Annotated in this window: 11 protein-coding genes and 5 tRNA genes; 3 read left to right on the top strand and 13 right to left on the bottom strand. The window is 47.8% G+C overall.

Annotation, left to right across the window (positions count from 1 at the left end; all coding sequences use genetic code 11):
* Window positions 1-3: 3 nt before the first annotated feature.
* The 3 genes from RCO25_RS24385 to RCO25_RS24375 form a co-directional block, all read right to left on the bottom strand.
* Window positions 4-1,269: a methyltransferase domain-containing protein gene (locus RCO25_RS24385; RefSeq protein ID WP_308998709.1), complete on the bottom strand. Its 1,266-nt coding sequence runs from the start codon at window positions 1,267-1,269 to the stop codon at window positions 4-6.
* Window positions 1,270-1,315: 46 nt separating this feature from the next.
* Window positions 1,316-2,098, bottom strand: a complete 783-nt coding sequence (locus RCO25_RS24380) for a nucleotidyltransferase domain-containing protein (RefSeq protein ID WP_308998708.1) — start codon at window positions 2,096-2,098, stop codon at window positions 1,316-1,318.
* A 250-nt stretch (window positions 2,099-2,348) separates the two neighbouring features.
* Window positions 2,349-3,767, bottom strand: coding sequence for an RtcB family protein (locus RCO25_RS24375; protein ID WP_308998707.1), 1,419 nt, complete (start codon window positions 3,765-3,767; stop codon window positions 2,349-2,351).
* A gap of 380 nt (window positions 3,768-4,147) precedes the next feature.
* On the opposite strand from RCO25_RS24375, the gene RCO25_RS24370 reads away from it, so the two are divergent.
* Entirely contained in the window at window positions 4,148-4,609 is a 462-nt protein-coding gene (locus RCO25_RS24370) for an SRPBCC family protein (protein ID WP_308998747.1), read from the top strand.
* Between the two features lie 69 nt (window positions 4,610-4,678).
* Here RCO25_RS24370 and RCO25_RS24365 read toward each other — a convergent pair whose 3' ends face one another.
* From RCO25_RS24365 to RCO25_RS24350, 4 genes are all read right to left on the bottom strand, one after another.
* Window positions 4,679-6,163: a nicotinate phosphoribosyltransferase gene (locus tag RCO25_RS24365; protein WP_308998706.1), complete on the bottom strand. Its 1,485-nt coding sequence runs from the start codon at window positions 6,161-6,163 to the stop codon at window positions 4,679-4,681.
* Window position 6,164: 1 nt separating this feature from the next.
* On the bottom strand, window positions 6,165-6,974 hold the full coding sequence (locus tag RCO25_RS24360; protein ID WP_308998705.1) for a ribose-phosphate pyrophosphokinase: 810 nt from the start codon (window positions 6,972-6,974) through the stop codon (window positions 6,165-6,167).
* A gap of 22 nt (window positions 6,975-6,996) precedes the next feature.
* On the bottom strand, window positions 6,997-7,761 hold the full coding sequence (locus tag RCO25_RS24355; RefSeq protein WP_308998704.1) for an NUDIX domain-containing protein: 765 nt from the start codon (window positions 7,759-7,761) through the stop codon (window positions 6,997-6,999).
* Between the two features lie 103 nt (window positions 7,762-7,864).
* The gene (locus RCO25_RS24350; RefSeq protein WP_308998703.1) at window positions 7,865-8,860 is read right to left on the bottom strand and encodes a Gfo/Idh/MocA family protein; all 996 of its coding nucleotides are present in this window, start codon (window positions 8,858-8,860) and stop codon (window positions 7,865-7,867) included.
* Window positions 8,861-9,056: 196 nt separating this feature from the next.
* Here RCO25_RS24350 and RCO25_RS24345 point away from each other — a divergent pair, with 196 nt between their 5' ends.
* Together RCO25_RS24345 and RCO25_RS24340 are read left to right on the top strand one after the other, a co-directional pair.
* The gene (locus tag RCO25_RS24345) at window positions 9,057-9,452 is read left to right on the top strand and encodes a GntR family transcriptional regulator (protein ID WP_308998702.1); all 396 of its coding nucleotides are present in this window, start codon (window positions 9,057-9,059) and stop codon (window positions 9,450-9,452) included.
* A gap of 10 nt (window positions 9,453-9,462) precedes the next feature.
* Window positions 9,463-10,851, top strand: coding sequence for a DUF5808 domain-containing protein (locus RCO25_RS24340; RefSeq protein WP_308998701.1), 1,389 nt, complete (start codon window positions 9,463-9,465; stop codon window positions 10,849-10,851).
* An 87-nt stretch (window positions 10,852-10,938) separates the two neighbouring features.
* On the opposite strand, the gene RCO25_RS24335 is transcribed toward RCO25_RS24340, so the two are convergent.
* From RCO25_RS24335 to RCO25_RS24310, 6 genes are all read right to left on the bottom strand, one after another.
* Entirely contained in the window at window positions 10,939-11,535 is a 597-nt protein-coding gene (locus tag RCO25_RS24335) for a P-loop nucleotide/nucleoside kinase family protein (RefSeq protein ID WP_308998700.1), read from the bottom strand.
* A gap of 998 nt (window positions 11,536-12,533) precedes the next feature.
* Window positions 12,534-12,608, bottom strand: a tRNA-Gly gene (locus RCO25_RS24330).
* Between the two features lie 270 nt (window positions 12,609-12,878).
* Window positions 12,879-12,958: transfer RNA gene (locus RCO25_RS24325), tRNA-Leu, on the bottom strand.
* A 32-nt stretch (window positions 12,959-12,990) separates the two neighbouring features.
* Window positions 12,991-13,065, bottom strand: a tRNA-Gln gene (locus tag RCO25_RS24320).
* Window positions 13,066-13,095: 30 nt separating this feature from the next.
* Window positions 13,096-13,172, bottom strand: a tRNA-Asp gene (locus RCO25_RS24315).
* A gap of 40 nt (window positions 13,173-13,212) precedes the next feature.
* Window positions 13,213-13,289: transfer RNA gene (locus RCO25_RS24310), tRNA-Met, on the bottom strand.
* Window positions 13,290-13,532 lie beyond the last annotated feature (243 nt).

Here is a 13,532-nt window from a genome sequence, read left to right as displayed (position 1 = left end):
CTGCTATCCCCTCCTTTTCCTCAAAATCGCGCCCTGCGTCGTTTGTACGTCGTTTACTCCGTCACCGATGGCCACAAAAGCGCATTCTACGTTTTGCGCTTTAACTTCTTCAAGCAGCCATTCTTGAAATGCCGTACGTCCAAGCTCCCATTTATGATCATCATGCCGGAAATCGCTTAGCTCGTAATAAGCATTAAACTCCGCATTGGGTGTGGTCAGCACAAAATGGTCAAAGTCGACCTGCTCGCAAATTTGCCGGATAAGCGCACCCGCCTCATCCAGGCTCATATGCTCTATTACCTCGGTCAGCACAACATCCACCTGTTCCCCGTTATACGCCTCCAGAAAGCGGTCGATGGAAGGGAAGGTCGCAATGTTGTCGAGCTCCTTCGCCTTTGCCTTCCGATGCACGATTTCGAGCAACGGCTCCTCAATATCGATCGCATAGTAGCTGGCTTCGATCTTGGAAGCAAACGGAATCGCATAAAACCCCTCGCCGCAGCCTACATCCACGATCGATTTATCAAATGGGAGCACGCTTCCGATATAGCTTCTCCGCTGCTGCGCCGTTCCTCCGAAGGCAAGCTGGACACTGTAACGATCCGTCTTCTCCAGCTCCTCCTTGTACTTCTTGAATCGATCCCTCGAAGCCAGGAAGTTTCGGGAAAACAAGCTGCGAATATAGAAAGGCGCGTCGATAATTTGGATGCTTTTCACGTATTTGATCAAAATATCATCGGAAATATCGATATATTCATCGCTGAACATGGATAGGAACAAACACAGCACATTGACGACATGCATAAGCTCGTATAGCGATTTTCGCGTCTTAATCGTAAGCGAATAACTTTTATTTGCTTGATGCACCGCTTCAAATGTATAGTCCGTTAGATGCTTCCCGAAAAAATCAATATAACGTAGCAGCTGAATATGAATCATATTGATAAAAAAGGTATGCTCATATTCCTCCGTGTCACTGGCATGCTGCGCCTTGAGCGGCGACGCAAAAAATTCATTGATCGCCCCCAGTACAAAGAGCGGCGTGTTGTACCTGGACACGTTAAGATATTCGAATTGATCCTCTCTATGCTGCTTGTATGAAACCTCATTGTCGGCGTCCTTAAAATAGACATTGAAGGTTGCTTCATCCGTATACCAGCCGTAAGCCATCCCTTTGCGGACGGCGCGAAGCAGCATGCCGGATTGCGGATTTTTTCTAATAACGAACGAAAAGCTCGGATTCGTCGATTTCAACTGCACGATAGCCATTTTGACCTTCCCCCTGCCTCTAAAATAACAATAACAACCTAAATCATTAACGCCATACTTCGTTTAACGCGTTTCGGAACAGCTCGTCGAGCTGTTCATCCCGCGCGCCCTCGCCTAGCCTTAGCGCTGATGCCGTCTTTTCGAAATAAGCTATACGCTCCTCCAAATAATCATTAATGGCGTGAAGCCTTGGCTCATAATCAAGCTCCTCCCCTGCCTTCTTACGGCGCAAAAGCAGCTCAACCGTGATCCGAAGCTCACTCCCTCTCGGGATGAGCGCATCAACCAGATGGTCAAATTCGATCGGGGGCATCGTATTGTAGGTCTCAATCCAGCCGCAAGCCAGAATCGGCCTCAACACGTAAAAGTATTTTTTAATTTTCACCTGCTCGCCCTGCAAGTAATCCCTGTAATTCCCCTTTGCCATATTGAGGTAATGGTACATGCATGACTTCGGCGAGAAGGTGAGCGGTGAAATGCCGCGGATTTGCGCTGCCACCGTGTATTTGGTGTAATACGGAATCGGCGACTGCAGCCATTCCAGCAGCGGCGGGTTGGATTTGCGGAACAAATTAAGCGCTTTTCTCAGGTCCCAGCCGTTAATATCCAATAGATTGCTGATTGGGCGCTCAATCACGTCTCTTTTGTCAAAGATGGACAAATACCATTCAACCGGTCTGACATAAATAAACCGCACATCGTAATCGCTGTCCTTGGAAGGAAAGCCCCAAGCCCTGCTTCCCGATTCGCATGCATAAACAATCCGGACCTGCTCCTCCTGCTCGATCTTATGCAGCTCCATTAAAATATCCGTATGTATGCTGTTCATTTCGTTAGCTCCTTTCTTTCATAAAAAAAAGACCATGGACGGATTCGTCCATGGTCTTGAGATAAGGATAATCAGCGCTCTGCTAACATCATCGCAGCGCATGGCTTTCCTTACATCAAACAACGGGTCCGATGGGTACAGCTATTTTCTTTTTCGGGACGTAAATGGCCTAATTGATTATTTTCAAAAAATACCTTTTCTTCTAGATATTGATTTATCATTCTCCCCGGACCCCCTTTGTTCCTTTATTTTAAGTTCCTTTGACTGCAGCCAGCGGCTTGCATTTGGCAACGACCTGCGCGAGCCCCGCTCCAACGACGCTTTCTATAATTTGATCGACATCCTTGTAGGCTTGAGGCGATTCATCGACCAGGGACTCCATGGAGCGCTGGTTGACGACAATTTCATCATCCGTTCCTACCCGCATCGCCGCCGCAACCTCTTCTACCGAAATCAGCTGCTTCGTTGCATTACGCGAACGAATTCTCCCTGCTCCGTGACAGATGGAATAATGATTCGCCTTCCCTTCCGGGCTGCCGACCATAATATACGACGCGGTTCCCATCGACCCGGGAATAAGCGCCGGATGGCCCGTGCTGCGATAGGCCTCAGGGTTATCCGGATGCCCTGCCGGAAGCGCCCTTGTCGCCCCTTTCCGGTGAACGAAGTAGGCGTGCTCATCCTGCTTCTCCTCCCATGCATAGTTATGCATAAGATCATACAGCGTACGCAGCTCGAACTTCGGACCGAATATATCCTTGCCGGCCTCTCTGACGGCATAGGCAATCAAGTGACGGTTCACGACTGCGTAATTTAAGGCGGAATACATCAAATTAACGTAGGTTTGACCAAGCGGATGCGAGAGCGGCGCATACAGCAGCTTGGGATCAGCCGTGCCAATGCCTTCATGACGCATCATTTTTGCGATATCGGTGCCGCAATACTGACTGACCGCTCCTCCCCAGGCGCGGGAGCCGGAATGAATCATAATGACAACTTGACCGTCGTATAAGCCCCACGCCTCTGCAATTTCCCGGTTTTCCTCCGCAATCTCAATCGCTTGTATTTCTACAAAATGGTTGCCGCCGCCCAGCGTGCCCAGCTGGCGATGCGCTCGATGCCAGACCATCTCCGGAAACTTATCCAGCACCTCTTCGTCAAAATAAAACTGGCTGCTCTCCACATGCGTGAGCGAGGTCGCTTTGCGCGGCGTATAAGCATCCGGTATATATTTTTTCGGCAGGCCGTGCAGCCCCTTCTTCAGAACATGCTCCAGACGGATGTCGGAGAAATGGCCTCTGGCATGCTCCTCGGCAGGCAGGTACTTCTCAATCGCCCGGACCAGCTTCCGCCGCAGCTTAACCTCCTTCAGGTCATCCTTGTGGAGACTCGTTAGCTGCACGCGCATCCCGCAGCCGATATCGCTGCCTACGATCGAAGGGGATACGAAGCCATCAGCGGCATTCCACACCGCTGTGGTGCCAATGCAGGTTCCTACGCCAACATGCACATCCGGTGTATAGCTCATATAGACCTGATTCGGAATTTGTAAGTTGTTGTTCGCCATTTCAAACACTTTATAGTCCAAGGACGCGAATAGCTCGGGCCCTGCATACACATGCACCTGCCCCGAAGGCAGCTGTACTTTTTGATAATACGTTTCTTTCATAAACGGTAATCTCCTCATGATCAAATGAACACAAAAAAGCCATGGACCTTAAGATGTCCATGGCTTTGCTTGCGCCTTTATTCCCTAACCCTTGCAGCATACGGCATGCAATCGATTAGAAAACAGTCATAGGCCCCGCAGAGGCCGATGAAATGGACCTGCTATATAAAGCTGCGATTCGTTCTAATAAATACTGATTCATTGTCATCGGCCTCCCTTCATTTGATTTACATCATAATAATCCCCTCACCCAACATCTGTCAACCACTTTATAAAAATCCCAATTTAAGCAGCTGCCTGCGAAGAGCCATCCATTCCTATTTTTAATGAAAAGTATGCTATGATTTAAGGAAACTTTTATGATAAAAGGAGAAATGATGATGGCTGCTCTCACTCAAGAACCGATTGCCAAAGCGGAAATGCTAATTAGAAAACCAGTTGAAGAGGTTTTTCAAGCTTTTATCGATCCCGAGATTACTTCGAAATTCTGGTTTACCAAAGGCAGCGGAAAACTAGAAACGGGAAAAATGGTCCGTTGGGATTGGGAAATGTATGGCGCTTCCGCAGACATCGCTGTAAAAGATATCGTGGAAAACAAGCGTATTCTCATCGACTTCGGCTATACGGTCGAGTGGACGTTCACTTCCCGGGCAGCAAATGAAACGTTCGTCACGATTACAAATTCGGGGTTCACTGGAAATGCGGATGAAACGGTAGGACAAGCCATTGACGCAATGGGAGGCTTCACGATCGTGCTCTGCGGACTGAAGGCGTTCCTTGAGCATGGCATCCTCTTAAATCTCGTATTCGATAAGGCTCCGGACGCCCACGTTAAATATTAAGCAAATAAAACAGCGGCAGTCAGGACTCTATTTCTAGTCCAAGCTGCCGCTGTAATCTCTAATCCTATATTATAAATGAGCCAATAAGTTCGCGCGTACCTCAGCCAAATTCAAATCCCGTACCAGCTTTCCGTCCTCAAACACTATCTCCAGCTGATCCTCCGCTTTGCGTGCTTCATACTCCGCAACGCTTAGATTGTCCGTATAAGCAAGCTTTCCATCCTGCTCCGTAACAAGGACAAGGCCCGTTTGCGATTTTTTCACGCCGTTATCGGTTTTGGGATCCTTATAGATTTTGCGCTCCTCACCGTCTACGATGGTAAATGTCGATTTCAAAGCGAAGCCAAACGTATCGCGGGTGTTGTACTGGTAGGTAAACGAACCGATGCCAAATACCATATTCGTCGAAGCAAAACCTTTGGCAGCCAACTTCTCGCAAATTTCGCTGCAGCGCGAAATCGTAATCGCGTCGCCATAAATCGCTCCAATGTGGCTGTCGAGCTGCTTGTAGCCTTTCTCGGTGACTGTGCCTCCAAAAATATCCCATAAAATTTCGATAACGCCCATGCGCTCGAATTCGCTCTCCCCATCCGGGTCTCCGCAAATGATTTTGACCGGGTCCCCGCTGTCCGGGCGAATGACCACCTTGCCGTCCCTGCTCATAATATCTTCTTTTAAGCCGCGGATAACGACATCCAGCACGCTCCACAAATTCCACGTATCCGATACGATCGAGACGAAGCCGCTAGGATACACCTCTTTGATCAAATAGCGGTACGATGCCATCTCGTCACGGCCATGCGCGCACATCACGCTGTGCTCCGTTGCCGGAATCGACGTGCCTACCAATTCCTTCTCAATATCGGCGTTATAATAATTTTCCAAATAGAAAATAGCTGGAATCGTGTCGGTTCCCGTAAACGAAAGGAGATGTCCCGCACTGCTGCCGAGCGCCGATTCGAGCGCGCCCATGCCCCGCATCGAGAAATCATGGCCTTGGAACGGAACTCCTGCTGGGTCCCCATTCGTCTTAAGCGCGTAGGCCTCCAATATTTTGCGGTACTCGAAAGCAAGCGTCGCGCTCGTAGCCGGCATCCACAGCTGGCACGACATCAACGTCTCCAAATAGTTCGTCAGCCAGAAAAATTCCGGTTTCGTATTCTCGATTGTCAGCATCGGTACTCTTACCGGCACTAATGCGCCTTCTTTTATCGCTTTGATTCTAATAGGCAGGTAGCCCAGCTCATGCAGCTCCTCGATATGCGAAGCATCGGGCTCCGCCTCGCCAAGCGCATGCAGGATAAGCCTTTTGTATTCAGCGGCAACCTCCGCTTTCGTTCTGGCAAAGAAATGCTCGTTAAAATAGGCAATCAAATATTGTTTAATAAACGATTGGAAGCCGAAAGCCACAACCTCGTTCATGCCTTCCAATCGGCTTGTGCGCGCAGTCCAGGTCGAGTAAACGAGCTCGGTGCCTTTCGGATATTGATTTTTGTGGCTCACCTTGTAAAAATCACATAGCAGCGTTGCGGGATAAAAGAAGGTTTGAGTCATTTTAAAGGCCTCCCATTTCGTATACATGAATTTTTTCATGCCCGGCTTGACTGAGTATGGTGTCGGTCGTAAATACTTTATCGATGAGATCGGATTCTAATATTTTTCCTTTATAAATCGAATTCTCGCAATGCCCCACTAGCAGATAAATTTGCGAGGCGCCGATCTCCTTCAGCTTCTCCGCGCTAAGCATAAATGTCCCGCCATAGGAGCAGAGATCATCCACGATGATCGCTTTGAAGCCCGTACGCTCTACCTTTCCAACAACCTCAAGACTCTTAATTTTCCCCGTCTGGAAGTCTCTCGCCTTAAAACCTACCAATTGCTTATAGCCCTGTATCTTGCTGTACCGCTTCTGCGCCCCTGCATCCGGAAAGAACAGATAATCCTGCTCCGCATGGAAGCCTACCTCGGCGGCAACCTGCTCTAGCAGCTGAATCGTCGGATACTTCCCGATGCTGCGGTCGATCAGCGCAAGCGATACATCCGAATGCGGCTCAATAATCGTGATGGATTCGAAGTTTAGGCTGTTAAGGAAAGCAGCCGTATATTTTAACGTAAATGCAGACGTCCCTTCCACCCGATCCATTCGGCTGTAAGGCAAATAATAAACGGTTAACGTACATTTGACTCTCCGGTCATCAAGATAGCTCTTGACGAACATAAGCTTCACGAGATCTCCGTCATTCTCATACTTCCATACGATGGTGTTGAAATCCGCCATATGCGTAAGAATCTCGTCTCCGTTAATGAGCGTCTCCCCATTCGGAAACTGCTTCAAACCAAGCTCCACTCCATTAAACTTCATCATGCCGTCACTCCCTCGTAAGCATTCAGCTATAGATAGACAACTGGGGCTCTTCCTTTGTAAAACGGTACAGTTGCGCCGCTCGCTGCGAGTACTGCTTGGATTGTATCGGCGTTCCGCTCTCGTCTGTGGATTCCTCGATAATCGTGCTGCGGCTTTTCGTTGACGTCAGCTTGCGAATGAAGTTCGGCTCCTCAAAATCCGGAACAACCGTCTGGATAACCTGATACAGCTCGCTTAGCGTAAAGTCCTCCGGCAGAAATTCCTTTGCGATCGTCGTGGTGAGCATCTTCTTGCGAATGCCTTGCAGCGCGTCATTTAATATCTGCTTATGGTCAAAGGCGAGGTCCATTTGCAAAGCTTCCTCGACCGTGAACAATCGCACATCCGAAGCGTCAACCGCGGCTGTCCTATGCGCTAACGCCCGCTCATTTACAAGCGCCAGAAAAACATGCGAGATGATCCAGCCCCGCGGATCACGCCCAGGTGCGCTGTACACGTTAAAATATTCAATGTGAACGTCCTCAACTGCCGTCTCTTCCTGCAGCTCGCGTGCTGCGCATTCGTATACGGTCTCGTTCTCCTTGGTAAAGCCACCCGGAAGCGCCCATTTCCCTTCATAGGGCCATATGTTCCGCTGAATCAGCATCACGTGCAGCTCGCGGGTGGGCAGTGCTTTTTTCGTAGACAGCTTTTCCGTTGAAACAATCGTAAAGATGACGATATCTGCCGGCGCGCCATCCGGCGTGCGGTAACGGCTTGCGGAATAATTGGATTCATTTTCAACCATGGTTGCCGCTCTCCTGATCAGGATTATTGTTTCGATTTGATATTATCATAATGACATTATTAAATGACATTGTCAATTCTTTTTGGTGAAAATAGGCCTTTCGTCATTCGGAGCCTGCTTTATCAGCGGGATATATAAGGCCGATCTGCTTTCTTGCCTCATCCATAATCTCCAGCGTGATCAACGAATTTTCGTATGTATTTACGGATGATTCGGTTCTGCCGGCATTAATCAGCTCCATAAATTCCTTAGCCTCGTAGTACATCGACTTGGGATTTGTCGGCTTTGAAATATCCTTGGTTGTTCCGTTCCGATATTGGATTTCAACCTTTCCGGCCTCACTGATTTTATCAATGACAATGCTTCCGCTCTCCCCTTGAATCTCGGATGGCAGTGAAGAATGGGTAATCTTCGAGTACATGATGACGGCATCCATGCTCGCGTATTGCAGTACGATGCTGCCCTCGCCGTCTACACCCGATTCCAGCATAACGCCGGTAGCTTTAATAACGTCCGGCTTGCCGAACATGGCTACTAGCGGATACAAACAATAAATTCCAAGATCCATCAATGCTCCGTTTGAGAACACCGGGTTAAAGGCATTAAGGACGGTTCCTGCCTTGTAAGCATCGTATCTGGAGGAATATTGGCAGTAGCTTGCAAAATAACGCCGCACCTCTCCCAGCTTATCCAGGTTCTCCTGCACGGCTTGGAAACCGGGAAGAAACGTCGACTTCATCGCCTCCATCAGCAGCACGCCATTTTCCTTGGCCGCAGCGATCATCTGACGCATTTCATGGGCATTCGAAGCGACCGGCTTCTCACAGAGCACATGAACGCCATGCTTCATGCAAGTAATAGCATGTGCCGCATGAAACGAGTTCGGGCTAGCGATATAAACGGCATCGATCTGCCCGCTTGCCGCCATCTCCGCTACATCTGTAAATACAGCAGCAATCTGATGCTTCGCCGCGAAAGCTGCCCCCGTTTCCTCTGAACGCGAATAGACAGCCGATAGAGCGAAATCCTCCACTTCACGTGCTGCGTCAATAAATGCTTCCGTAATCCAGTTCGTTCCGATAATGCCGAATTTAATCATTTTATTCTCTCCTTGAGCGATTTTATTGGGTAAAACATTAATCTCATTAATAGTTTGGATATGAAATCCGCATCTGCTTATTATAGCCAACCCGGGGACAGCATGTCCAAAGGCTGTCCCCTCTATTTTTGACTTACCGGTTCTTTTGTATTAGTATTTGCAATACAAATAATACATTGTTGCAAGGGGTGATCCGATGATTTTGAAGCTTGATTACAACAGTGACCTTCCGCTCTACGTACAGCTCCGCAACCAAATTGTCATCGGAATTGGCGTAGGCGGGCTCAGTTATGGCGAAAGATTGCCTACGGTTAGGCAGCTCGCTGATGATCTAGGGGTCAATGCCATGACGGTAAACAAAGCTTATGCTATTTTGAAAGCCGAGGGTTACATAACCATTGACAGGCGGCGCGGCGCTAAGGTTTGTACCGTATGGAACAAGCAGGCAGACTTCAACAGCAAACTTGAATGCGAATTAGAGCTTGTCATTTCGGAAGCCAGCCTTAAGGGAGTCGGGCAAGAGGAGTTTATGCAAATTTGCTCGAATATCTTTACAGCAGCAGCCAGCAAAAATCATCCCCTACCAGAATAGGAGACTTTTTATGAACAATTTTTATTTCGTTATTCCAGCCGTAATTGCTTATATCAGTATTCTTGTGCTGTTTCTAAAGCAAGCCGTGCCAAACAATCAAATATTATTCGGAGTCACGCTTCCTTCGCATGCCTTAGAGGATGAAACGATGAAGAAGCTTCAAGCCGAATATAAAAAATCATACACCATCTATGGGGTTGCCATGCTGCTTTCCCTGGTGCCGTTTTTCTTTCTCGGCCAATATTTCTCATTATCGCTTATCTATATGATCGTTTGGCTTGCCGCATTTCTTTACACGTCAAAGCTCCCCTTCAACAGCATCCATTATAAAGCCGCGGCTCTAAAACGGGAAAACGAGTGGTTCGTGGGTGAGAAACGAATGATTCGAATTGATACCAAGATCACGCAGTTAAAAAAAGCGATGCTCGTATCGCCATACTGGTTCCTGATTCCCGCACTGCTATCCATCGTCCCCATTCTTCTATCCTTTCAGAACAAAGACGTTCTATTAAGAATGACCGGGATCGCTTCGCTTGCGATGACCGTCATCCTATACGTCATATACGCTGCCTTCGGCAATATGAAAACGAAGGTTTACAGCGATAACATCGATATCAATGCAGCTATTAATCGCGCAGCACGGCGCTACTGGTCGATGCTTTGGCCTATTCTCGCCACTTTTGAGAGCATCAACGCTTATGTCGCTTATTTGATTTTAACAACCGGAAGCAGCTCACTTAGCTTTACGCAGTGGATGATCGGCATTGTGATGGTGTCGTTAGTGCCGCTAGGCAGCATCTTTTTTGTTCATAATAAGGTTCGCGCTTTGGAGGAGAGTCTGGCAGAGACGGACGGGGAGGCTATTCCAAGCGACGACGACGGCTTCTGGATCAATGGCTCTACCTATTACAACCCGGATGATAAATCCGTTATGGTACCCAAACGCGTTGGAGTCGGTACGACACTGAATATGGCCACGCGAGGCGGAAAATGGATTCAATACGGCGGAATGGCGTTGGCCCTTCTTATCATCCTTCCGCTTGCTGCTTTTGCCGTGCAGTCCGACCATACGTCGCCGGCACTGACGATTGCTGACAGCGGCACCGTATCGATCGACTACCCGTTGTATGATTACAGCTTTAATCTCAGCGATGTAAAGGGGATTACGCTGGAAGAGTCTCTCCCAAACGGCTTCAGGACGAATGGCACAGCGACGGCAGAATATGCACGAGGCAGCTTTTCCTTAGAGAAGCTGGGAGCAGCCAAGCTTTATGTATTTAAAAATTCGCCGCCGTACATTTTCATTCAGTTAGAAGACCATACTGTCATTTTCAATGAAAAAGATGCAGCAAAGACTGAAGCAATCTTTAACGAGCTCAAGGCGCATATAACGCCCTAAGACTGCCAGCTAGGAAAACTCCATAGTACTGCAAGTTAGGAGAACACTTTAGCACTATGAGTTAGGAGAACTCCATATCACTGCAAGCTAGGAGGAGCTGGCGCCATATACGAACTGCTCAAGCGTTTCCAGTGATTGCTCGTTTAGGCCTTGGGAGTTGTCAAAATAAAGCACCGATGCCGCTGGAATACGCCACTTCAGCTCTCGCCTAACAAGCGATCGGCTAAACTCGCTCCAGTTGTCCAGCTTGTACTGGTCGAGTAGCAAGCCTCTGTGCTTGATCCGTTCGTAGTGGAGCTTATCGTCTTGGAGATAAACGAATACGACCTTTACCTCAACATCCAATAAGGAGGTCCCTATTGATGAGAGCTCCTGCTCGATCCAATCCGGGGTCTCCGTTTCTTTTGTAAACGGCCCAATCACAAAGATATCGACGTCATTAGCAATATTCTCTAGAGCGGCATCCATCGTGATGCGATAGCCTAAATCCCTGCATAACGCTTTGTAGCTGCTGGAATCCCGGTCACTTGGATCCAGACCCGCCTGCGTCATGAGCGCAACTGCGGCCGGTCGCAGCACCGTATCCATGTCGATGATCGAAACGCCCTGCTTCTTCGCCAAAGCTTTCGCAAGCGTTGTCTTGCCTGCACCTGCACCGCCTACAAAAAACACAAGCTTGCGCATAAAAATTCCTTCCTCCCTAAACGCATCATTATTCATGCCTAACTAGCACGATACGGATATCCCTCCGTCAAATCCCAAAACAATCGTCTCTCGACTATCACTTCATTTGATCCCAACCACCAGTTCTCGACTTTACCTTCATCCTAACTATAAACAGCCAGCTCTCGACTTTACCTCCATCCTAACTCCAAACAGCCAGCACTCGACTTTACCTTCATCCTAACTCCAAACAACCAGCTCTCGACTTTACCTTCATCCTAACTCCAAACAACCAGCTCTCGACTTTACCTTCATCCTAACTCCAAACAACCAGCTCTCGACTTTACCTTCATCCTAACTCCATACAGCCAGCTCTCGACTTTACCTTCATCCTAACTCCAACCGGCCTGCTCTACTAGACTTTACCTTCATCCTAACTCCATACGGCCGCTCTCGACTTTACCTTCATCCTAACTCCATACGGCCCGCTCTCGACTTTACCTTCATCCTAACTCCATACGGCCAGCTCCCGACTTTACCTTCATCCTAACTCCATACGGCCCGCTCTCGACTTTACCTTCATCCTATATCATAACCCCAACTCTCGACTATTTCTTCATCCTATCCCGGAAATGCTGTCTTTCCACACTTTTAGAAGATTATATTGCTTACATTTTCGTTTTGCCAGGGTTTTTGCAATTAGATGGAATTTCTCCCGCTAATGTACTGTAATTCTTGATATTTAGTTAATTAGCAGGAATAACTCCATCTAATTCACGTCGTTTCCCTGCTGGCAAGTGAAATCCGTTTAATTAACCGGAGAAAATCCATCTATTTTAAATAAAAGATTCTTTTCACGATCATTAGATGGAAATATTCCTTCTAAAATAAAACGAAGCATCAGCCTTCTTCTGAAGAGCTGTCTTCTAGAGGTATCCTAGCCTGGACACTTCACTTCGTCCCTCTAAATACATAACAAAAAAACACCTTACAGCGCAAGGTGTTTTGAATGGTAAGATTGGAGCGGAAGACGGGAATCGAACCCGCGACCCTCGCCTTGGCAAGGCGATGCTCTACCGCTGAGCCACTTCCGCATGTGATTTTATCGACCGTATATCAGATGTGATTTTTCGGCGACAAGAAATATAATATCATTATGACGAATGTTTTACAAGTGTTTTCTAAAAAATAATAATTAATTTTATTGATTATTTTCAAGTTAATTATAAAATCGTTCTAATTGAAGTTGCCCGCAGGGGTAAATACGTCGAACTCTTTCTTGGATATATAATAAAGTTCCCAAAAAAACATCCCAAGAGCATAAAAAAAAGCCCCTGCTAAGCAAGGACTTTTTCTTCGTATGATGCGCGTAGAGGGACTTGAACCCCCACGGTCGCCCGCTAGATCCTAAGTCTAGTGCGTCTGCCAATTCCGCCATACGCGCGCAATTAAAAAATTCCAGCCGTTTAAAGAAAATGGCTGGGGATTCAGGGATCGAACCTGAGAATGACGGAGTCAAAGTCCGTTGCCTTACCGCTTGGCTAATCCCCAACATCTATATTTCGTACACTTTTGTTAAAATGGCGGAGCTGACGGGATTCGAACCCGCGGTCTCCTGCGTGACAGGCAGGCATGTTGGGCCACTACACCACAGCTCCATATGTATGCTCGGATAAATCCGAAGGTAAAACCAAGGATTGGTTGCGGGGGCAGGATTTGAACCTGCGGCCTTCGGGTTATGAGCCCGACGAGCTACCGGGCTGCTCCACCCCGCGTCAATTGTTGCTTATAATCAGAACAAACGCCACTTAGTCGGACGTTTACTAATGTAAACATTAGCAGATTGCGCCCTGAAAACTGAATACGAAAGTTAGGTTTGCTGAAACCTTTTTTAGCTGTTGTCTGCCGGATGTATGGGTCCGGGGCAAACTTAAGCGTATGCTTACGATGTAAGTTTGCTTCTCAAACGTGTTTAGGATAAGCCCTCGACCGATTAGTATTCGTCAGCTGCACACATT

The organism is Paenibacillus sp. LHD-38 (assembly GCF_031157315.1).
Taxonomy (GTDB): Bacteria; Bacillota; Bacilli; order Paenibacillales; family Paenibacillaceae; genus Pristimantibacillus.
Note: the sequence above shows the minus strand (reverse complement) of the source record. Positions and strands in the feature narration are given on the sequence as shown.